The organism is Salegentibacter sp. T436 (assembly GCF_001932675.1).
GTDB classification, from domain to species: domain Bacteria; phylum Bacteroidota; class Bacteroidia; order Flavobacteriales; family Flavobacteriaceae; genus Salegentibacter; species Salegentibacter agarivorans.
Map to the genome: position 1 here is coordinate 418,288 of NZ_CP012872.1, position 22,576 is coordinate 440,863.

Below are 22,576 nucleotides of genomic sequence, written 5' to 3' on the forward strand. Positions count from 1 at the left end.
ACTTTTTAGACGGCCTCTTTTTATTGATCAAAATTCAGGAAATTGTTTTAATAAATAATACTTAATCTTTAGGAGGATAACCTTCTAAAGCCTTTTCCACTATCTTATCAAACATCAACCTGCGTTGCTCTGGAGAAGCATTTGCATTGAATTTAGATTCTACAACAGCCTGCCAAATTAAAGAATCTTCGGTTACATCTATAAAGTCTATAGTAACTTCTAGAATCATAGTATTATTTTCTATAGGAATTCCTCCCGAAACTCCTACTCCCCCGCTTCTGCCACCTCCACCAATACCAACGCCAATACTGCTTCGGTTCCGGTCCATAAATTCCCGGGAATAAGCATTTACATATATGCCAGGTTCTTCAGAAGTAGAAAAACCCGCTTCATCCATCTTGTTTGTTAAGCTGCTAATTAACCTGGTCTCGTCCAATTGCGAAAGACCGGACTGAAAATCGGGGAAAAGCTGATAGGTTTTGTAATTGTTAAAACTTACCGTGTCATCATAATCGTAAACTGCCTTCGGCGTATTACAGGATGAAACAAAGGCACAAACAAATAGTAACTTTATAAATTTCATAAGAATCAATTTTTGACTTTTTTACAAAAAAATGCAGCGTTGAAATTAATCCACGCTGCTTAAATTTAATCAAAAACCGTTCAGAAGATCTAAAGATTAACACAAATCCAAGATATATCTGCGTGTTTCAACCTTATAATTTATGAAGTCTCTTTATTTAGCATTTCCCATAACCTGTCCTTTAGCTCGGTTAATCCCTGTTGAGCTACTGAAGAAATAAACAAATAAGGCGCACCTAAATTTTTATCTAATTCGTGCTTCATCTCCAGTTTTAATTCGGCATCCAGCATATCACTTTTTGAAATTGCAATAAGGCGATCTTTATCCAACATCTCTGGATTATACCTTCGCAATTCATCTAAGAGAATTTCATATTGTTCAGAAATATTGGGAGCATCTGCCGGAATTAAAAATAAGAGCGTAGAATTACGCTCTATATGCCTTAGAAATCTATGGCCAATTCCTTTTCCTTCCGCGGCACCTTCAATAATCCCAGGAATATCAGCAACTATAAAAGTTTTAAAATCACGATATTCTACAATACCCAAATTAGGTTTTAAAGTAGTAAATTCGTAATCGGCAATCTTAGGTTTTGCTGCTGTAATTACAGAAAGTAAAGTAGATTTCCCTGCATTTGGAAATCCAACCAATCCAACATCGGCAAGAATTTTTAACTCTAGCGTAATATCTACCTCCGTACCATCAATTCCCGGTTGTGAATATCTTGGCGTTTGGTTCGTAGAACTTTTAAAATGCCAGTTTCCGCGGCCACCCATACCACCTTCGGCAACCAGATATTCTTTGCCGTCTTCGGTAATTTCGTGAATAATTTTTTGGGTTTCGGTGTCGCGAATTACAGTTCCTAAAGGCACTTCAATGTACTCATCGGCTCCTTCTGCCCCAGTACTGCGTTGTTTACTACCATTGCTACCATGTTCGGCACGAATATGCCTTTTAAACTTTAAATGATAAAGCGTCCAAAGGTTTTTGTTTCCCTTCACAATCACATGGCCACCACGGCCACCATCACCACCATCGGGTCCGCCTTTCGCTACGTATTTTTCGCGGTGCAGGTGTGAAGATCCGCTACCTCCTTTTCCGGAAGCTACGTGAATCTTTACATAATCAACAAAATTCCCTTCAGTCATAGTTTAAAAATTAAATCAAAAACCTCTAGAAAAGCCCAGAAGGTTTAAATCGTAACAAGCCTCTAAGAGGTATTAAGCTTGTAGCTTATCAATTACGGCGCTAAGACGTTGGGTGATTTCTTCAATAGAACCAACTCCGTCCACTCCGTAATATTTGTCTTGTTTTTTATAATATTCCTTTAAGATTGCTGTTTCGTCATAGTAAACCTTAATCCTATTTCTTATCACAGCTTCGTCGGCATCGTCTTTTCTTCCCGAAGTTTTTCCTCGTTCCAATAGTCTATTAACCAAAACCTCATCATCTACCTCTAAAGCAATCATTGCGGTTACTTCGGTATTTTTCAACTTCAGCAATTCAGCTAAAGCATCAGCCTGGGCTGCAGTTCTTGGAAAACCGTCAAAGATAAAACCATTAGCGCCTTCGTTCTTATCAACTTCAGCATTCAACATTTTTATTGTAACCTCATCTGGAACTAACTGCCCTTTATCCATAAAAGATTTAGCGTGCAAGCCTAATTCGGTTTCGCCTTTAATATTATGTCTAAAAACATCTCCCGTAGAAATGTGAATTAGTTTATATTTTTCCTTTAGAATGTCTGCCTGTGTTCCTTTGCCGGCGCCGGGAGGGCCAAACAAAACTAAATTTGTCATGTTGTTTTCTTTAAGTTTATAGATTTGAGTAAGATTTCTACCTAAACCGTCATAGTCCAGGCCATAACCTACAATAAATTTATTGGGAATTTCAATTCCCCTATATTTAATATTGAATTCCTTTTTATAAGCTTCAGGTTTGTAAAATAAAGTTGCCACCTCATAGTTCGCCACTTCCTCTTTTAAAAGAATTTTATTGATTTCTTCTAACGTATTACCGGTATCTACAATATCCTCCAGTAAAATTACATGCCGGTCTTTTAAAGATTGGTTTAATCCCAGAAGCGTTTTTACATTTCCGGTTGTTTTGGTGCCCTCGTAAGAACCAAGTTTTACAAAACTAACCTCGCAATCTGCATTAAATCTCTTTATAACTTCACTTGCAAACATAAAGGAACCGTTAAGTACTCCTAAAAATATGGGATTGGCATCCCTATAATCTTCATTAAGCTTATTGGCCACTTTATCTATAGCGGCATTGATTTCTTCTTCTAAAATATAAGGCTCAAACTCTAAATCGTGCAGTTTTATCAAATCTCAAAAATTTTAAAGGGCAAAGATAAGGATTCTTAACAACCCAAACTGCCAGATTTCCATAAGAATAATAGCACAGCTTACCCTAAAAAATTATTTTTGCTGAAACTTTTAAGGTATGATCAATTATTTTTCTTCAGATTTTAAACTGGGAATTCTCGGCGGGGGCCAGTTGGGTAAAATGATGCTTTACGAAACCCGCAAATACGATATCCAAACCAACGTTGTAGACCCAAATCCTGAAGCACCCTGTAAAATTGCCTGTGATTATTTTGAAACCGGCGATCTTATGAATTTTGATACTGTGGTTAACTTTGGAAGAAAAGTTGACGTGCTCACGTTTGAAATTGAAGGCGTAAATGTTGAAGCTATAAAACAATTGCAAAAAGAAGGCGTAAAAACCTATCCTTCAGCTGAAACTTTAGAGAAAATACAGAATAAAGGAATTCAGAAGAATTTCTATAAAAAACATGAAATCCCAACCGCTAATTTTGAAGTTTTTTCAAATAAAAAGGAATTAATTTCTGCGCTTGAAAACAGTAAAATTAATCTTCCATTTGTTTGGAAAAGTACTACTGGCGGTTATGATGGCAAAGGAGTTTCGGTTATAAAAAATAAAAAAGCTTTAAACGATCTTCCCGATGCTGAATGTATTGCCGAAAACCTCGTTCCTTTTAAAAATGAATTAGCGGTGATCGTGGCGAGATCGGCTTCAGGAGAAGTAAAAACCTATCCGGTAGTTGAGATGGAATTTCACCCTACGGCAAACCAGGTAGAATATGTAATCTGCCCGGCCAGAATTGAAGATTCCGTCGCGCAAAAAGCCAGGGAACTGGCGGTTAAAGTTTCCGAAGCATTTGAGCACGTAGGCTTACTGGCGGTAGAAATGTTCCAGACAGATAATGATGAAATCCTAGTAAACGAAGTCGCTCCAAGACCTCACAACAGCGGGCATTACAGTATTGAAGCTAGTTACACCAACCAATTTGAACAACATATTCGCGCAATTTTAGATTTGCCTTTAGGAAATACCGATAGTAAAGTGGGCGGAATTATGGTAAATTTAGTGGGTGATGCAGCTCACGAAGGTGAAGTGGTTTATGAGAATATTGAGAAGATAATGAAAATGCCGGGCGTGACACCGCATATTTACGGTAAAAAAATCACCCGTCCTTTTAGAAAAATGGGCCACGTAACTATAGTAAATAAAGACCTGGCGGAAGCAAGAAAAATAGCCGAACAGGTTAAGAATTCAATTAAAGTTATTTCCAAATAATAAACTTTTCGAAGTTTTTGAACATAAAATTATGAGCAAAGTAGCAGTAATAATGGGAAGTACCAGCGATTTACCGGTAATGCAAGATGCAATAGATATCCTGGAAGGTTTTGACCTGGAAGTAGAAGTAGATATTGTTTCTGCTCACCGAACCCCGGAAAAATTATTTGAATACGGAAAAACCGCACACGAACGTGGAATTAAAGTAATTATAGCCGGTGCCGGAGGCGCAGCTCACCTGCCGGGAATGATAGCATCGCTCTCCCCCCTTCCAGTAATTGGTGTGCCGGTAAAATCCAGCAATTCTATAGATGGGTGGGATTCGGTTTTATCTATTTTACAAATGCCAGGCGGAGTTCCGGTTGCCACCGTAGCATTAAACGGAGCAAAAAACGCAGGAATCCTTGCCGCTCAAATTATTGGAACTTCAGATAAATGTACTTTAGATAAGATATTAGTCTATAAAGAAGGACTCAAAGAGAAAGTTATTGAAGGCGCCAAAAAGGTGAGAAAATAACAAAAGCCACGTCTTGCGACGTGGCTTTCTTTGTAGTAAACTCACCTAAATCTGTACAAATTATTTATTAACCATTCTAAATATTTAAACCAGAAAAAACTTTAAAAGCTACTACAATTTTAAAACGTTCAATATTTTAAAGCCGAAATATACAGTTTTTTAAAGAAAAACAACGTTTTGTGTTAAAAAAAGTTACTAAAAACGTCAAATTTAGGTTAAGTACATTACCTGTATAGCTCAGGAAATGTTTAATAGATAAATTTGAAATTATAATTAAAAGAAAAGAGATAATGACGACTCAAAATAATCCACTTTTACAGGAATTTGATCACGCTCCATTTTCAAAAATTGAGAATAAGCATTTTAAACCCGCCATAATAAAAGCCATAGAAATGGCTCGGGAAGAAATTAATGCGATTGCAACAAATGCCGATGAAGCTACTTTTCCAAATACCATTGAAACTTTAGAATTTTCAGGAGAAAAATTAGATAGAGTAACCAGCATATTTTTCAATCTTAATTCTGCGGAAACCAATGAAGATATTCAGCAAATCGCACAGGAAGTTTCCCCACTTTTATCAGAATTCAGAAATGATATTATTCTAAATAAAGCACTTTTTGAAAAAGTGAAATCGGTTTATAATAAGAAAGACCAGCTTGACCTGAATACGGAGCAAAAAACGCTTTTAGACCGAAAATACAAGGCTTTTTCGCGAAACGGAGCCAATTTGCCAATAGAAAAGCAAAACGAACTTAGAGATATAGACAAGAAACTTTCAAAATTAAGCCTTGATTTTGGCCAAAATGTACTTGCCGAAACCAATAAATTTGAATTACATCTTACTGATGAAAATGATCTAAAAGGCCTACCGGAAAGTTTTAATGAAGAAGCTGCACAAGCAGCAGCTTCTAAAGAAAAAGAAGGCTGGATCTTCACCCTTGAATATCCAAGCTACCTTCCTTTTATGAAATATGCTGAAAACAGGGAACTGCGCAAGAAAATGGCACTTGCTTTTGGCTCTAAAGGATTTCATTGTGATGAGTTAGACAATCAGGAGAATGTGCTGCAAATTGCTAAGTTAAGATACCAGCGCGCTCAGCTTCTAGGTTATAAAACGCACGCACATTTTGTATTGGAAGAGCGTATGGCTGAAACTCCCGAAAAAGTGAATAGTTTTTTAGACGAAATTCTTGAAAAAGCAAAACCTGCTGCTGAGCGCGAATTCAAAGAATTAGAAAATTTCGCAAAAGATCTGGATGGAATTGACCAGTTACAAAAATGGGATGCCGCTTTTTACAGCGAAAAACTAAAACAGAAATTATTCAATCTCGATGACGAAAAACTGAAACCTTATTTCAAACTTGAGAATGTAATAGACGGAGTTTTCACGGTAGCCCAAAAACTTTATGGCCTTAGTTTTAAAGAAGTTTTTGATGTAGATAAATATCATGAAGATGTAAAAACCTACCAGGTACTTGATGAGAACAACAAAGAGATGGCCCTGTTTTATGCCGATTTCCACCCAAGGCCGGGAAAAAGAGATGGCGCCTGGATGACGGGTTACAAATCACAATACAAGAAAGATGGCGAGGAAGAACGCCCACATATTTCTATTGTTTGCAACTTCACAAAACCTTCTAAAAAACAACCTTCATTATTAACTTTTAACGAGGTCACAACGCTTTTCCACGAATTTGGCCACGCGCTTCACGGGATGTTGGGCGATACTGAATATCCAAGTCTTTCTGGTGCAAATGTCTATTGGGATTTTGTAGAACTTCCAAGTCAGTTATTAGAAAACTGGTGTTATGAAAAGGAAGCGCTTCAGTTGTTCGCGAAGCATTACGAAACCGGAGAAGTAATTCCTATGGAGTTGATTCAGAAAATAAAAGAATCTGCTAATTTCCAGGAAGGAATGGCCACGGTAAGACAATTAAGCTTCGGGATGTTAGACCTAAGCTGGCACGGTGTAGATCCTTCAGCAATTACTAACGTTAAAGCAAACGAAGACAAAGCTTTTGAACGTACAAAATTATTTCCAAATGTTGCTGAAAACTGCATGAGTACTGCTTTTTCTCATATTTTCCAGGGCGGATATTCTGCAGGTTATTATTCCTATAAATGGGCAGAAGTATTAGATGCCGATACCTTTGAATATTTTCAGCAGAACGGGATATTTAGCCGGGAAGTCGCCAATAAATTTAAAACAAATATCCTCTCACAAGGTGGCACAGATCACCCAATGACGCTTTATAAGAAATTCCGCGGAAAAGAACCAAAACCCGATGCTTTATTAAAACGTGCCGGATTAATTGAGAAATGATTAGACTAAAGAGGCTGTCTGAAAAATTTTCAAATAGTCATTTTCAATTTATTTCAGAATCTAAGACTTTGGTAAGTAAAACGTGTTAGAAGCTGAAACAAGTTCAGCTTGATGAAATTAGACTTTTTCAACAACCTCTTTTCTTTACTAATCCAATTTCCACCTTAAAAACCTTATAAGATCTATAACTTATAATGTCAAATACTTTTGCTAATTTTGATTCGACCTTGAAGCAAGCCTATGCCAACTCATAAACTCGATCCTACAAAATGGGTGGATAAATATTCCGATTACCTATTTAACTACGCAATTGTTAGGGTGAACGATCGCGAGGTGGCAAACGATTTAATTTCTGAAACCTTTCTTGCAGGCCTAAATTCTAAAGATAACTTTGAAGGAAGGGCCACAGAACGCACATGGCTTATTTCTATTCTGAAGCGAAAAATCATAGATTATTACCGAAAGATAAACTCCATAAAAGGTCAGGCTGAAGTTCGCATCAATTATTCAGATTCTGAAAATAATGGCGATTGGATGGAGGAACAGGTAGCCGATGCTTTTGATCGTACTGCCGAGGATGAGATGGAAAACAACGAATTGGGAATGGCTATTTTAGAGTGTCTCGATCAAATCAACGAAAAACACGCCGCCATCTTTAAGATGAAAACCATTGATGAGGCTGATACTGAGGCCGTATGTAAAGAATTCAATATTAGTCCGTCTAACCTTTGGGTAATCATTCACAGGGCGCGCACCGCATTGGCCGCATGCCTTGAAAAAAACTGGTTCTAAATTATGCCGAAAAGAAAATTTTTCATTTTTGACTGTTCAAAAGCAGAAAATTGCTGCGACAAAAGCCAATATAACGAGGCTGGAACACGCGAAAAACTATCAATGCTTATGCATTTGCTTTTATGCAAACCCTGCCGCAAGTACACCTCCAAAAACACTAAACTCACCCATTTAATAAAAAAATCTAAACTTAAAACTTGTTCTGAAAAAGAAAAAAAAGCCTGGAAAAACAGCATTGAAAAAGAAATGGCTAAAGGAGAATCTTAGCTAGCAGCCAAACTAAAAGCCAAAACACCGGAATTCCTTCCACCCAAAAAGCCGAATAATAACTTCCCTGATCTATCCGCGCTGCTTTTATAAAATACGCCGAAACCAATAAGATAAGACTTAAAGCAATTAAGTTGATTACAGAAAAATAAGATTTCAGAAACTCCAGGAACAGTATAATTCCTAATAATATATAACCGATTTTCTTAGTATTCGCTATTCCTATTTGCTGCGGAATTGTATTTAAATTCCCAGAATCAAACTTCAAGTCCCTTATCTCAAACGGAAGCGTTATAGCAATAACAAAGAAAAAACGCTGAAAAAAAGTGAGACCGATTTCCTTTAAATTAACCTGATCCATCAAGGGTAAAATAACAGTCACTCCGGCCCAAACCACGGCAATAATAAAAATTTTAATCCCACCAATATTTCTAAGATTTTGCCTGTTTTTACCTAGAGGAATAGCATACAGTAAAGTAAAAACTCCCAAAATAGCAGAAGCTAAAAGTATTTTTAATTCCTGCTGAAAAGCAAAATACAGCAAAGCCACGAAGCAAAAAAAGGAGAAAATCTGTATAAGTTTTAGGTTTCGGGCAAGGCTGGCGTGATGCAGTTTAGCGATGCCGGCATACTTCACAAAATTATAGCCGGTAATGCTTCCGAAGAAAATAAAAAACAGCAGGTTTTTATTAATTTCAATATTGAATTCCAGGAAGCTTAGTAAGCTTAATGAAACCACGGCCAAAGCCACGTGCAGACTGCTATTTATATAGAAATCTAATATATTTTTAAAACACTGCATCCTGCTAAATTAATCATTCTTCTCGCAACCAAAACTGACGTCATAAATCTTAACAAGTGTATACGTCTAATCACTAAAAAATTACGTTTAAAATATGTACTTTTGCAGCACAAAACACAACTTTATTTTAATGAGAACAGATTCTTTTGCCCTACGCCATATTGGCCCCAGAGAAAGTAATCTCCAGGCAATGTTGGACACCATTGGTGTAGATTCGTTAGAACAGTTAATATACGAAACCATCCCCGACGATATTCGTTTAAAATCACCCTTAAATTTACCTGCTGCACTTAGCGAAAATCAATATACCGAGCATATTGGCAAACTAGCTGCAAAAAACAAGGTTTTTAAGACTTATATAGGTCTTGGTTACCACCAGGGAATATTACCGGCTGTGATACAGCGAAATATTTTGGAAAACCCGGGTTGGTACACAGCCTACACGCCTTACCAGGCAGAAATTGCCCAGGGAAGACTGGAAGCTTTATTAAATTTCCAAACTATGGTAAGCGATCTTACCGGAATGGAAATTGCCAATGCCTCGCTTTTAGATGAATCTACTGCTGCGGCAGAAGCTATGGGACTTTTATTCGCTGTTCGCGATCGTAAGCAGAAGAAAAACGAAGTAAATAAATTCTTTGTTTCTGAACAGGCCTTACCACAAACCATAGATCTTATTAAAACGCGTGCAGATTTTATGGGCATAGAGCTAGTGGTTGGTAATCACGAAGAATTTGATTTTAGTGATAAATTCTTTGGAGCTTTAGTACAATATCCAGGGAAATACGGACAGGTTTTTGACTATGCCGATTTTGTATCAAAATGTAAAGATGCTGATATAAAAGTAGCTGTTGCTGCCGATATTTTGAGTTTGGTTAAACTACAGGCACCGGGAGAACTTGGTGTAGATGTGGTTGTTGGCACCACTCAGCGTTTTGGAATTCCATTAGGATATGGTGGTCCTCACGCTGCTTATTTTGCTACTAAAGAAGAATATAAAAGAAATCTTCCCGGAAGAATTATTGGGGTAACCAAAGATCTTGATGGGAACCACGCCTTAAGAATGGCACTCCAAACCCGCGAGCAGCATATTAAACGTGACCGCGCTACTTCTAACATTTGTACCGCGCAGGTTTTACTGGCTGTGATGGCGGGAATGTATGCAGTTTATCATGGACCTGATGGTCTAAAATATATTGCTGATACCGTTCATTTTTCTACAGTTACTTTAGCTGAAGAACTTGATAAAATGGGTGTTAAGCAGCTTAATTCAGCTTATTTTGATACGCTTCAGGTGAAAGCTGATGCTCAAAAAATTAAAGCTGAAGCCGAAAAGAACGAAATCAATTTCTATTACCCAGATGCTGAAACGGTTTGTATTTCTTTAAATGAAACTACAACCCAGGAAGACATCAATAATATTTTGAAGGTTTTCGCTAAAGTTTCAGGTGAAAAATCTACTGAAATTGAAAGCTTAAAAGAGGCATCTGCAATTCCTTCAGCATTACAGAGAAAAACCGATTTTTTAACGCATAAAGTTTTCAACCTTTACCATTCAGAAACTGAATTGATGCGTTACATTAAAAAACTGGAACGCAAAGATCTTTCTTTGAACCAGTCTATGATTTCGCTTGGAAGCTGTACCATGAAATTAAACGCAGCTTCAGAAATGCTTCCTTTAAGCAATCCTCAATGGGGGAATATTCACCCATTTGTACCGGTAGAACAAGCTGAAGGCTACCAGATCGTATTAAAAAGACTGGAAGATCAATTAACCGAGATCACCGGATTTTCTGCAACTTCACTTCAGCCAAATTCTGGTGCGCAGGGTGAATATGCCGGCTTGATGACTATTAGAGCTTACCATGAATCTAAAGGGGAAGGTCATAGAAATATATGTTTAATTCCTTCTTCAGCTCACGGTACCAACCCAGCTTCTGCAGTAATGGCGGGAATGAAAGTTGTGGTAACTAAAGCTTCAGAAAACGGAAATATAGATGTAGACGATCTTCGCGAAAAAGCGATAAAACATAAAGATAATCTTGCTGCTTTAATGGTAACCTATCCTTCTACCCACGGGGTTTTTGAATCGGCTATTAAAGAAATCACGCAAATTATTCACAATAATGGCGGGCAGGTTTATATGGATGGTGCAAATATGAATGCCCAGGTTGGTTTAACCAATCCTGGCGTAATTGGTGCCGATGTTTGTCACTTAAACCTACATAAAACTTTTGCAATTCCTCACGGAGGCGGTGGCCCGGGAGTTGGACCAATTTGCGTCGCAGAACAATTAAAACCATTTTTACCAGGAAACCCAGTAATAAAAACTGGTGGAGAAAATGCTATTGGCGCAATTTCTTCAGCACCATGGGGTTCTTCTTTAGTATGCCTTATTTCTTATGGTTACATAACCATGTTAGGCAGCAAAGGACTTCAAAAAGCTACAGAATATGCAATTCTTAATGCCAATTACGTAAAAGAGCGTTTAAACGAACATTACAAAACATTATATTCTGGAGAACGTGGCCGCGCAGCTCACGAGATGATCTTAGATTGCCGACCATTTAAAGAGAATGGAATTGAAGTAGTGGATATCGCCAAGCGATTGATAGATTATGGGTTCCACGCTCCTACTGTTTCTTTTCCTGTGGCAGGAACAATGATGATAGAACCTACCGAAAGTGAAAGCAAAGCTGAACTGGATAGATTCTGTGATGCATTAATTTCTATTAGGCAGGAAATTGAAGAGTTGGATAGCGAAGAAGATAACGTGCTTAAAAACGCACCGCATACTATTACTATGCTAACTTCAGATGAATGGAAATTCTCTTATTCAAGAGAAAAGGCGGCTTACCCGTTAAATTATGTGTCAGAAAATAAATTCTGGCCGAGCGTAAGACGTGTAGACGAAGCATTTGGAGACAGAAATCTAATGTGCACCTGCCCTCCTATTGAGGAGTATATGGATGCATAAGTTTTTAAAAATGCCTGAAAATTTTCTTCGGAAATAATTCCGACACTATTTTCAGGCATTTTTTATTTTGTGACTTTCATCACATTTTAGTATATTTTTCCTTTTTCTTTAAAGCTCACTATATTTGTAATTAGTACATTCGGAGTTTAATCTTAATTAAAAGTCAGATGAATATTAAAATTACCGGCACAGGTAGTTATATCCCTAAAGTTATAACCGCAAATGCTGACTTTGACAATCATGAATTTTTCAATCTTGATGGAACAGGATTTCCACAAGACAATAAAACAACAATTGCCAAATTTAAAGCCATAACGGGAATTGAAGAACGGCGGTATCTTGAAGAGAATTTAAACACTTCAGATATGGCAGTTATCGCGGCTCAGCAAGCTTTAGAAACTTCTAATACAGATCCCGAAACCTTAGATTATATTATTGTTGCCCATAATTATGGCGATGTTAAACACGAAAGCATTCAGAGCGATACCGTACCAAGTATGGCTACTCGCGTGAAATATCATTTACGAATTAAAAATCCAAAATGTGTTGGCTACGATGTACTTTTTGGATGTCCCGGCTGGATTGAAGGATTGATACAGGCACAGGCATTTATGAAAGCCGGAATGGCAAAAAAATGCCTTGTTATTGGTGCCGAAGCCCTATCTCGAGTTGTAGATAAACACGACCGTGACTCTATGATTTTTTCTGATGGTGCTGGGGCAGTGGTTTTAGAAGAAACCGAAGAAGAAGGTGGAATCCTCGCGCACGAATCTGGTACTTATGCTTTTAACGAAGCTAACTATATTTACTTTGGAAAATCTAACCGAACGGAAGCACCAGACGATTTACGATATATTAAAATGAACGGCCGTAAAATCTACGAATTTGCACTGATGCACGTTCCCGGGGCGATGAAAACATGCCTGGAAAATAGCGGAAAAGATATTAAAGACCTTAAAAAGATCTTTATTCACCAGGCTAACGAAAAGATGGACGAAGCGATTATAAAACGCTTTTACAAACTTCATAAACAAGAAGTGCCAGATAAGGTAATGCCTATGACCATTCAGGAGTTAGGCAACAGCAGTGTTGCTACAGTCCCTACACTTTATGATCTTGTGGTAAAAAATAAAATCGCAGATCAACAACTTGAAAAAGGAGATGTGGTGATGTTCGCTAGCGTTGGTGCTGGGATGAATGTGAATGCGATAGTTTACCAATACTAGATGTACGAAAATAGCTTCCCCAATAAACGATATAAGGAAACTTTAGAGTTTTTAGAAGCAAATGTACCCGCCCCTGAAAAAATTCTTGATTTAGGTGTAAAAAACCCTTTTTCAGAAATTATGGAAAAACATAATTACAAGGTGCAAAATACTGAAGGGGAAGATCTGGACATAAACACTACAGCCGTAGAAACTACCGCTTATAATGTGGTAACCGCTTTCGAAATTTTTGAGCACCTGGTTTCTCCTTATAACGTTTTATCAAATATTAAAGCCGATAAACTAGTAGCCACCGTTCCGCTTAAATTGTGGTTTTCCAGCGCATATCGCAGCAAAACAGATATGCGCGACCGGCATTACCACGAGTTTGAAGACTGGCAATTTGATTGGCTTTTAGAAAAAGCAGGTTGGAAAATTATTAGCAGAAAAAAGTGGACCAATCCTGTCAACAAATTGGGAATTAGACCAATTTTAAGATATTTCACGCCTAGATATTACGCGGTTTATGCCGAAAGGATTTAAGCGAAATTAATCTTTGCAGAACCTTTAAATTTCGCCACTTGAGGACCTATATTATTATTCCGGCATATAATGAAGCTGAATTTATTGGCGAAACTCTTCAGGCTTTAATCGACCAAAGTCAACCGGCTGATAAAATTGTAGTGGTAGATGACGGCTCTACCGACAATACTCCAGAAATCGTTTCAGAATTTATTGAAAAACATCCTGAAATCTCGCTGATAAAGAATTTTTCAAAAGGCAAGCATTTGCCCGGCAGCAAAGTAGTGAAAGCTTTTAATTTAGGTTTTAAAACACTTGACGACGATTTTGATATCGTTTGTAAATTTGATGCCGATCTAATTTTTCCGAAGAATTATTTAGAGAAAATTAGCCTTCATTTTAAGGAAAACTCTAAAATCGGTATGGTCGGTGGATTTTGTGAAATTCAAAAAAATGGAGACTGGATCCTGGAAAATCTAACGGGGAAAGATCATATTCGCGGTGCGTTAAAAGCCTATCGAAAGGCCTGTTTTAAGGATATTGGTGGTCTTAAACCGGCTATGGGTTGGGATACCGCAGATGAACTACTTGCACAGTATCACGGTTGGGAAATAAAAACCGATGAAAACCTAAGGGTAAAACATCTTAAACCTACCGGGAAAAATTATACTAAAACTTCAAAATATAAGCAGGGAGAAGCTTTTTACAGCTTGAGATATGGCTTTGTGATCACTTTTATAGCTTCAGCTAAACTCGCCCTTAAAAAGAAAGATTTGGGCTTTTTCCTAAACTGTATCACCGGATTCTTATATGCTAAAAATGAAAAACGACCTTATCTTGTAAATAAAGATGAAGGTCGTTTTATAAAGAATTTACGCTGGAAAAAAATACAGGAGAAACTATTCTGAAATTTCGGTTTCTTCAGCATCCAGCATCATATATAGTGGTTTTCCGGTAGTTCCGTTAGGAAATGAGATTCCTAAAAATGCTGAGACCGTTGGTGCGATATCTACAATTTCTGTTCTTTGGGTGGTACTGCCTTTTTTCACTCCGTTTCCATAGAAAATTAAAGGCGCATGGGTATCATACATCAATCCGCTACCGTGGGTAGAACCAGTTTCAGAATATACAATAGTTGCAGGATCTAAAACATACACCAAATCTCCACTCCTTTTTTGATTAAATCCATTTTGAATAGCTGCGCCTGCACCAGATACAAAACTACCGCTGCTAAGCTGATCTCGGGTGTATACTTTATCTATTTGATCTAATTGAAGAATATAATGTGCCAATTTTGATTGTAAGTCTGAAGAGCTGATTCCCGCTTCTTCCATCACTTCATAATTAAAGAAAATCTGACTGTTATAAACGCTTTCTATTAGCTTATCTTCATCAAATTCTTCTGAAACAAATTCTTCAATCTTTTCTCTAAATTCATCAGACTCGAAATACCCGGCCGGAATATTTACAGATTCAAGATAAGAAGGGACGTCAACTCCACCGTGATCTGCCGTTAAAAAAATAGTGTAATTACCTTCGCCAACTTTCGCGTCTAATTCTTTTAAAAGTTGAGCTATATTTTTATCAAGCCGAAGATAAGTATCCTGAACTTCTTTAGAATTCACTCCAAAATTATGACCTACCTTATCGGTACTGGAGAAGCTTAACGTAAGGAAATCGGTATCTACATCCTGTCCCAACTCTTCAGCTTCAATTGCCGCCAAAGCAAATTCCAGGGTAATATCATTTCCATAGGCTGAATTTTCAATGATATCAAACCCACCATTTGCCTTACTCAACTCTTCAAGGTCGTATGGAAAAGTAGCATCTTCTTTTCCTCTAAAACCACCTTCAAAATTATTCTTATCACTTCCGCTTTCGTTATAGCTTTCAATATCATATAAAGTAGTCCACGGCTTTAGATAAGCTTCTACTTTATCTGAATCATTAAAATCTTTAACCCATTGTGGTAATTCTTCCATATAAAATGAACTGGTAATCCATTTCCCTTCGTCGTCACCGTGAAACCAGTATGCTGCATTCGCAGTATGACCTGCCGGAAGAATAGACCCTCTATCTTTAATAGAAACCCCAATTGTTTTTCCGCGCATTTGAGTATGCAAGCGGTTTTCATCGGCTACCGTAGTGGTTTTCATTCTATGCGGAGACATTTTCCCGGCATCATCTTTAGTTCCAACCGGCTCTACAGAATCGTCTCCTGCGCAATAAACCGATTCGTGTATAAATTTATCATACCAGCCGTTACCAATAATGCCGTGATTCATAGGGCTGGTACCAGTATAAACCGAAGCGTGTCCCGGCCCGGTATAGGTAGGCACATAATTAAAATGATTATTCTTAAAATTATAACCGCCATTTATCAACTTTTTGAAACCGTCTTCACCAAACCTGTCCCAAAATCTCGTAAGATAATCGTAGCGCATTTGGTCTACCACAATTCCTACAACCAGTTTAGGTTTTTCTTCTTCATTTTCCTGGGAAAAACCCTGAAATGCCAAAAATGTGGCCAATAATAAAAATGTAAATCGCTTCATCATATTTTGTTTTATAGAAGTAGCCCAAAAATACTAAACTTATTAGGCTAAAGATTAATTCTACGTTAAATACTTTGGAGTAATTTTTTAGTATTTTAGCTTTACAAAAATTGCTTAATGAACTATCTACACTCCATTGGGGAATATTTTTTAATGCTGAAAGGAACTTTTCACCGAATGACAAAAGGTTCGGTTTTAAGAGGTTTAATCCTTAAAGAATTAGATGACCTGATTATTGGCTCCATGGGAATTGTAGCCTTTTTATCCTTTTTTATTGGAGCTGTAGTTGCTTTGCAAACTGCTTTAAATCTAAATAATCCTTTAATTCCCAAAACGCTTATTGCCTACGCGGCCAGGCAATCTATAATCCTGGAATTCGCACCTACCTTTATTTCTATAATTATGGCGGGGAAAGTGGGTTCTTATATTACATCCAGTATAGGTTCTATGAACGTTACCGAACAAATTGATGCGTTGGAAGTAATGGGTATTAATTCTTTAAACTATCTTATTTTCCCTAAGATAATAGCAATGCTTTTTTACCCTTTTGTAATCGCTATTTCCATGTTCTTAGGAGTTTTTGGAGCTTATGCGGCAGCGGTTTTTGGTGGTTTTGTACCACCAGATCAGTTTGTACAGGGACTTCAGGAAGACTTTATTCCGTTTCACCTGGTGTATGCATTTATTAAAACATTCTTATTTGCCTTTATTTTGGCAACAGTTCCCGCTTATCATGGCTATTATATGAAAGGTGGCGCGCTGGAAGTTGGCGAAGCCAGTACCACATCTTTTGTGTGGACCAGTGTAGTTATAATTATCACAAATTACGCAGTAACCCAATTATTACTAAGTTAATGATAGAAGTTGAAAATTTACATAAAGCATTTGATGGCGAGGAAGTTTTAAAAGGGATAGACTTTACTTTCGATAAAAGTAAAACAAACCTTATAATTGGTGAATCTGGATCAGGAAAAAGTGTACTTCTAAAATGTATGCTAGGCTTATTTACACCTGAAAAAGGAGTGATTAAATACGACGGGAAACCTTATACTGAATTTACTGAAGACGAAAAGAAAGACCTTAGTAAGCAAATAGGAATGGTTTTTCAAGGCGGGGCACTATTTGATTCTATGACGGTTGAAGAAAATGTAATGTTTCCGCTGAGAATGTTTACTAAAAAGAAAAAGAAAGAAAACCTGGAGCGTGTAAGAGAGGTTTTAAAACGTGTAAATTTAGATGGGTCTGAGAAAAAAATGCCTTCAGAAATTAGTGGAGGAATGCAAAAAAGGGTTTCTATTGCCCGGGCCATTGTAAACCGACCAAAATATTTATTCTGTGATGAACCAAACTCTGGGCTGGATCCCAAAACTGCTACGGTAATAGATAATCTTATTCAGGAAATTACGCACGAATATAATATCACCACTATAATTATTACTCACGATATGAATTCGGTTTTAGAAATAGGCGAAAAAATTGCCTTTCTAAAAGATGGGGTTTTAGCCTGGAAAGGTGATAAATCTCAAATATTTAAAACCGATGATGAAACCGTCACCGATTTTGTTTATTCTTCTAACCTTTTTCAGAAGGTAAGAGAAGCACAACAACAAGGCCTTTAATTAACAGATTTTACCTGCAGCGTATCCAGTTTTAAACGCACTTTTAACCACTTTTCAAAACGTTGCTTTTGCTCGGTGATTTGTCGGTTATTTAAATTATCTTTCCAGCCTACTGTAAAAGTGGGAATTGTATCGGTTTTTGCAAAATTAGTAGTAATCAAATTAGAATAGCCTAACTCGTCTATTCCGTCATAATTTATTTTTGCTTCCTGACTTAAATCACTAAATGAAAATCCGTCGCCCCGATACCTGGAAATTTCTTTTTCTAAAAGTGCTATTTTTTCATCTTTATCTTCAATTAACTCCTGGTTTTTAATATAAAGATCTTCCAGGATTCCGCTCCTAACCTGAGTAGAAAGCTGATCTATATTACCAGTGGGATCTGCTCCCTGGTGTACTATTAATTCAGTTTCTTTTAAAGCCTCAATATCGTCTATTTGCTGCTGCCAGGTAGAAATTGTAGCCTGCGGCACCCGGTTTCCAATAAGATAAACTTCAATACTTTTTTCATTATAATCGTACGAAGATTTAATAGTTTCAGTACCATCATATCTCATAACAGTAGCGATAAACTCTTTAGCTTTGGTTTCAAATAATTGTTCCTGAAGTAAGAAAACAAACAAAATCACACTGGGAATCATAACAATTACAGCAATAGTAGAAGCTATTTGCGCCGTTCTTCGGCGTTTTTTACTATTTACATATTTTACTAAAGGAAAACCAAGCACTTTAGTTACTACAAAGGTGGAAAGCGCAATAAATACCGCGTTAATTGAGAATAGGTACAAAGCACCACCGGCATAAGACCAGTTACCAATAGCCAACCCATAACCTACGGTGCAAAGTGGCGGCATAAGTGCTGTGGCTATAGCAACCCCTAGAATTACACTTGCAATAGTTCCTTTTTTGGTTTTAGCTACAATTAACGCCAAACCACCAAAGATTGCCACCAGGACGTCCAGAATTGTAGGGTAAGTTCTCGCAATAAGTTCAGGAGTCTCGGTTTTAACGGGAGAAACAAGAAAATAAATATAGGCGGTAAGTACACTTAAGCCAACCATTAAACCAAGGTTGATAAAAGATTTTCTAAGGGTAAGTACATCGTTTATGGCTACAGACATTCCCACGCCCACAATAGGACCCATTAGAGGAGAGATAAGCATCGCTCCAATAACAACCGCCGTACTACTTACATTAAGGCCTACAGAAGCCACAAATATTGAAAATATAAGAATCCAGGCATTGTGACCTTTAAAAGAAATATCTTTTTTTACCGCTTCAACAGTAGATTCCCTATCGGTATCGTGCCGAATTTCAAGAAGTTCTTTTACAAGCGCTTTTATATTTTGCCAAATCCCCTTGGCACTTTTACCCAAATCTTCAGAGTTTTCCTGTGAAGCAAGGTTTTGATTATTTTCAGGTTTCTGATTATTCTCCATATATACTTAACCTAAATCTTCTCCAAATTTCTCTATAGCCTTTTCTCTAATTTCCTTAATATCCTGTATTTTTTCCTTTGGGAAGATTAATAAAACGGCATCATTTTCTACCACCACATAGTCATTAAGGCCTTCCAAAACTACTGCCTTATTATTCTGAGTTTTAATAATATTTCCGGTGGACTCAAATGGTAATAGTCGGCCGTTCACAATGGTATTATTATACTCATCTTGCGGTAATTCATCTTCCAGGGATTTCCAGGTGCCTAAATCGTTCCATTTAAATTTGGCAGGAATCACAAATACGCTATCAGATTTCTCCATAATAGCGTAATCTATAGAAACATTTTGTGCTTTGTGATAATTTTCATCCAAAAACTTCTGCTCTTCATTAGTGTTATAAACATCGTTCCCCGCCTCAAAAAGCCTAAAAGTTTCTGGTTGATGTTCTTTAAAACTTTTTAAAATAAATTCGGCGCTCCATATAAAAATGCCGGCATTCCAGGCGTAATTTCCTTCTTTGAGAAATGTTTCAGCCTTTTTAAAAGTAGGCTTTTCGGTAAACTTTAAAACCGGTTTAGCGCCATTTCCTTCTTCCTCGTTATACTTAATATAACCGTAACCGGTATTAGGGAAAGTAGGCTCAATTCCCAGTGTTATTAATTTATCATTCTCAGCAACAATTTGAAAAGCTTCTTCTATATTTTCCTGAAACTCTAAATCACCCTGAATCCAGTGATCACTGGGCGCAACCAAAATCAGCGCATCTTTATTCTTCTTTTTAATTTTTAAAGCACCAAGTAAAATACTTGGAGCTGTATTTCTCATCTTTGGCTCCAGAACAATTTGCTCTTCTTTAACTCGTGGCAACTGTTCTTTTACAACATCTTTATATTCCTTATGCGTTAGAATAATTATATTCTCTACAGGCATAAGCTTCACTAAACGATGAAAAGTAGTTTGAATAAGCGTTGAACCAACACCTAAAATATCCTGAAATTGTTTAGGGTATTTGGAAGTACTTACCGGCCAGAAACGGGAACCAATCCCGCCGGCCATTAATATTGCGTAGTGATTTGTGTTTTTCATAAAAAAGGAATTAATTTTTTAGCAACTCCACTTCTGCATTGGGCTGAAACAAATAAACTTTACCCGTATCTACTTCCAGACATTCGTAGCGTTTTATTCTTCTTTCCCCTTTTTTAAAAGTTTTCCCGTTATATATTCGGAAAATTCCTCCAAACGGAATTTCAAAAATATAGTTTTTATCGTTCTCAGGATCAAAACTTTTAAGCGCTACCGATAATTTTGCATCGGTATCACTACTGGCTTTAGGATTTCTAAAATGCTGCGCAATTACCGGAAGCAATCCTGACGGGAAAATTTCCGGTCTTATAAATGGCAACATTAACTCCCTGAAAGTAAATTTCCATTCCTGCCCGTGTGGTTTTATTTGTCTGCCAAATTTCTCAAAAGCCAGTAAATGGGCAATTTCATGAACCAAAGTGATTAAAAACCGGTATTTATTTAAATTGGCATTTACCGTAATTTGCGGAGCACCATTGGGCATTCTGCGGTAATCGCCGTGCCTTGTTTTACGTTCATTTACAATTTTTAAATGAACATTATTGGCTTTAATCATTTCAAAAACCGGGGGAACCGCTCGTTCAGGAATATATCTTTCAAGAATTTCTCTCATTGGCTACGGAGTACTGTTAGATACCTGGAGCAATTTACCATTATAATATTTATGCCCGGTGAGGCTAAAATTGGCAATGTATTCTGCCATATCTCTGGCTGAAAGTGGAACTTCCAACCCGGGAAATGCCTCTTCCAGCATTTCGGTTTGTACAGCTCCTAATGCTAAAACATTAAAAGAAGGTCCGTTTTCTTTATATTCTTCAGCTAAAAGCTCGGTTAAAGTAATTATTGCGGCTTTACTGGAACTATAAGCTGAAAGCCCCGGAAATTTAACACTGCCCTGTACGCCACCCATGGTACTAATATTTACCACGTGCGAATCTTTCTTCATAAAGGTCAATAATTTTTGAGTTAAACCGACAACCCCAAAAACATTTGTACTATATATTTTCTGAAATTCTTCTGCTGAAATTTCTTCAAAAGGTTTATTGATAAGCGCCCCCGCGTTGTTAATAACAACGTCAACTTTTTCCCATTTTGCATCGATAAATGCTGAAACTTTTTCAATATCTTCCGGCTTTGAAATATCGCAGGAAAAAGTAGTTACGTTGTCCAGATTTAATTCAGAAACCGGCTTGTCGTTTCGGGAAAGTGCCAGTATTTTATGCCCTTTTTCGGCAAAAAATTTTACCATTTCGTAGCCCATTCCCCGGCTGGTTCCTGTTATGACAATATGTTTCATTTTTTTAATAGTTTTATTTCTTTTTGAGGCGTATTCGCCATTTTCAAAATTCCGGGAATTACGCTTTCAATTACATTGGTCATATGTACTACATCAAGCTTTTCTGCTTCATCGGCTACGTGATGATAGTAATTGTAATTGGTAAAATCGAAAGTTGAAATTGTTTGCGCAGGAACATTAAATTCCTCAAAAAACGGATAATTATCGCTTCGTTTAAATAAATTATATTCTTTGGCCTGTGGGAGAAATCCAAGAACTTTTTTGCCAGAATATTCATTGAATTTTTCGGCAAAATTAGAGTTTTCGTAACCGGTGAGATAACCTATATAATCTTTATTGTGCATAGGTATACCAATCATTTCAAAATTGAATAGAGTATAAAGATCAAGCTTATCTTCCTTAAGTTGTTGCGCTATTTTTCTTGCTCCTACAAGCCCCATTTCTTCCGCAGAAAATAATACGAACATAATGCTTCGCTTATTATCATCTATTTTGGCAAATTTCTTAGCCAACTCTACAACCGCAACGGTCCCTGCAGCATTATCGTTGGCGCCATTAGCTATAGAATCTCCTTCTACGGGTTCCTGGATCCCTATATGATCGTAATGTGCTCCCAGAATAATAAATTGATCTTTAAGCTTAGGATCGTTTCCTTCCAACATTCCAACCACATTAAATCCTTCAACACCCTTTATTTCAAAATTGTGCCGATATGTGTCGAAATATTTTTGAATCCCATTTTCTTCAAAAATGCTTTCAATTTTTTGCGCGGCCAGTTCAATTCCTTCTGTCCCGGTTTCCCTTCCTTTTAATTCATTTGAAGATAAATATTTTAGTAATTCTTCAACTTCAGCTTGTTGAACATTAGTATTTAAACTGGTTTTTACTTTTTTTGAAGTTGTAGCAGATTGTGAATTTCCGCAGGAAGAAATTAGCAGAATTGCGGCTAACAAAGTGAAACTAAGTGTAATTTTTCTCATAC

Annotated in this window: 20 protein-coding genes; 10 read left to right on the forward strand and 10 right to left on the reverse strand. The window is 37.1% G+C overall.

What is annotated here, in order from left to right:
- Window positions 1-61: 61 nt before the first annotated feature.
- The 3 genes from AO058_RS01900 to AO058_RS01910 all read right to left on the reverse strand — a co-directional run bounded on the left by AO058_RS01900 (window position 62) and on the right by AO058_RS01910 (window position 2,916).
- A complete protein-coding gene (locus AO058_RS01900) occupies window positions 62-583 on the reverse strand; it encodes a DUF4136 domain-containing protein (RefSeq protein WP_075324971.1) in 522 nt (173 codons plus the stop codon).
- Window positions 584-723: 140 nt separating this feature from the next.
- On the reverse strand, window positions 724-1,731 hold the full coding sequence (obgE, locus tag AO058_RS01905) for a GTPase ObgE (RefSeq protein WP_075324972.1): 1,008 nt from the start codon (window positions 1,729-1,731) through the stop codon (window positions 724-726).
- A 72-nt stretch (window positions 1,732-1,803) separates the two neighbouring features.
- Window positions 1,804-2,916, reverse strand: coding sequence for an adenylate kinase (locus AO058_RS01910; RefSeq protein ID WP_075324973.1), 1,113 nt, complete (start codon window positions 2,914-2,916; stop codon window positions 1,804-1,806).
- A gap of 118 nt (window positions 2,917-3,034) precedes the next feature.
- On the opposite strand from AO058_RS01910, the gene AO058_RS01915 reads away from it, so the two are divergent.
- The 4 genes from AO058_RS01915 (at window position 3,035) to AO058_RS01930 (ending at window position 7,825) form a co-directional block, all read left to right on the forward strand.
- Entirely contained in the window at window positions 3,035-4,192 is a 1,158-nt protein-coding gene (locus tag AO058_RS01915; RefSeq protein WP_075324974.1) for a 5-(carboxyamino)imidazole ribonucleotide synthase, read from the forward strand.
- A gap of 31 nt (window positions 4,193-4,223) precedes the next feature.
- Window positions 4,224-4,709, forward strand: a complete 486-nt coding sequence (purE, locus tag AO058_RS01920; RefSeq protein WP_075324975.1) for a 5-(carboxyamino)imidazole ribonucleotide mutase — start codon at window positions 4,224-4,226, stop codon at window positions 4,707-4,709.
- Window positions 4,710-4,999: 290 nt separating this feature from the next.
- Window positions 5,000-7,033, forward strand: a complete 2,034-nt coding sequence (locus AO058_RS01925; protein ID WP_075324976.1) for a M3 family metallopeptidase — start codon at window positions 5,000-5,002, stop codon at window positions 7,031-7,033.
- A 240-nt stretch (window positions 7,034-7,273) separates the two neighbouring features.
- Window positions 7,274-7,825 (forward strand): sigma-70 family RNA polymerase sigma factor, encoded by a 552-nt coding sequence (locus AO058_RS01930; RefSeq protein ID WP_075324977.1) that lies wholly within the window; start codon window positions 7,274-7,276, stop codon window positions 7,823-7,825.
- Between the two features lie 250 nt (window positions 7,826-8,075).
- Here the strand turns inward: AO058_RS01930 and AO058_RS01940 are convergent, their stop codons facing one another.
- Entirely contained in the window at window positions 8,076-8,894 is an 819-nt protein-coding gene (locus AO058_RS01940; protein WP_075324979.1) for a hypothetical protein, read from the reverse strand.
- A gap of 130 nt (window positions 8,895-9,024) precedes the next feature.
- Here AO058_RS01940 and gcvP point away from each other — a divergent pair, with 130 nt between their 5' ends.
- From gcvP to AO058_RS01960, 4 genes are all read left to right on the forward strand, one after another.
- On the forward strand, window positions 9,025-11,871 hold the full coding sequence (gene gcvP, locus AO058_RS01945; protein ID WP_075324980.1) for an aminomethyl-transferring glycine dehydrogenase: 2,847 nt from the start codon (window positions 9,025-9,027) through the stop codon (window positions 11,869-11,871).
- Window positions 11,872-12,038: 167 nt separating this feature from the next.
- A complete protein-coding gene (locus AO058_RS01950; protein ID WP_075324981.1) occupies window positions 12,039-13,097 on the forward strand; it encodes a 3-oxoacyl-ACP synthase III family protein in 1,059 nt (352 codons plus the stop codon).
- Window positions 13,098-13,619: a methyltransferase domain-containing protein gene (locus AO058_RS01955; RefSeq protein WP_075324982.1), complete on the forward strand. Its 522-nt coding sequence runs from the start codon at window positions 13,098-13,100 to the stop codon at window positions 13,617-13,619. It begins immediately after the preceding gene.
- A 38-nt stretch (window positions 13,620-13,657) separates the two neighbouring features.
- Window positions 13,658-14,506, forward strand: coding sequence for a glycosyltransferase (locus tag AO058_RS01960; protein WP_075324983.1), 849 nt, complete (start codon window positions 13,658-13,660; stop codon window positions 14,504-14,506).
- On the opposite strand, the gene pafA is transcribed toward AO058_RS01960, so the two are convergent.
- On the reverse strand, window positions 14,498-16,153 hold the full coding sequence (pafA, locus tag AO058_RS01965) for an alkaline phosphatase PafA (RefSeq protein ID WP_075324984.1): 1,656 nt from the start codon (window positions 16,151-16,153) through the stop codon (window positions 14,498-14,500). The two genes, AO058_RS01960 and pafA, sit on opposite strands and share 9 nt — an antisense overlap.
- Window positions 16,154-16,270: 117 nt before the next feature.
- Here pafA and AO058_RS01970 point away from each other — a divergent pair, with 117 nt between their 5' ends.
- Together AO058_RS01970 and AO058_RS01975 are read left to right on the forward strand one after the other, a co-directional pair.
- Window positions 16,271-17,008: an MlaE family ABC transporter permease gene (locus tag AO058_RS01970; RefSeq protein WP_075324985.1), complete on the forward strand. Its 738-nt coding sequence runs from the start codon at window positions 16,271-16,273 to the stop codon at window positions 17,006-17,008.
- On the forward strand, window positions 17,008-17,772 hold the full coding sequence (locus tag AO058_RS01975; protein WP_075324986.1) for an ABC transporter ATP-binding protein: 765 nt from the start codon (window positions 17,008-17,010) through the stop codon (window positions 17,770-17,772). Before AO058_RS01970 ends, AO058_RS01975 begins: the two co-directional genes overlap by 1 nt.
- On the opposite strand, the gene AO058_RS01980 is transcribed toward AO058_RS01975, so the two are convergent.
- Genes AO058_RS01980 through AO058_RS02000 form a run of 5 tightly spaced genes read right to left on the reverse strand, consistent with a single transcriptional unit; the run spans window position 17,769 to window position 22,574 of the window.
- The gene (locus tag AO058_RS01980; protein WP_075324987.1) at window positions 17,769-19,211 is read right to left on the reverse strand and encodes a DUF389 domain-containing protein; all 1,443 of its coding nucleotides are present in this window, start codon (window positions 19,209-19,211) and stop codon (window positions 17,769-17,771) included. The genes AO058_RS01975 and AO058_RS01980 overlap by 4 nt on opposite strands.
- A 6-nt stretch (window positions 19,212-19,217) precedes the next feature.
- Window positions 19,218-20,300 carry a mannose-1-phosphate guanylyltransferase gene (locus AO058_RS01985; protein ID WP_075324988.1) on the reverse strand — a complete coding sequence of 361 codons (1,083 nt, stop codon included), beginning with the start codon at window positions 20,298-20,300 and terminating at the stop codon, window positions 19,218-19,220.
- A gap of 10 nt (window positions 20,301-20,310) precedes the next feature.
- Complete coding sequence (locus AO058_RS01990; protein WP_075324989.1) at window positions 20,311-20,910, reverse strand: SprT-like domain-containing protein; 600 nt, start codon at window positions 20,908-20,910, stop codon at window positions 20,311-20,313.
- Between the two features lie 3 nt (window positions 20,911-20,913).
- A complete protein-coding gene (locus tag AO058_RS01995) occupies window positions 20,914-21,594 on the reverse strand; it encodes an SDR family NAD(P)-dependent oxidoreductase (RefSeq protein ID WP_075324990.1) in 681 nt (226 codons plus the stop codon).
- Window positions 21,591-22,574, reverse strand: coding sequence for a M20/M25/M40 family metallo-hydrolase (locus AO058_RS02000; protein WP_075324991.1), 984 nt, complete (start codon window positions 22,572-22,574; stop codon window positions 21,591-21,593). Before AO058_RS02000 ends, AO058_RS01995 begins: the two co-directional genes overlap by 4 nt.
- Window positions 22,575-22,576: the final 2 nt, after the last annotated feature.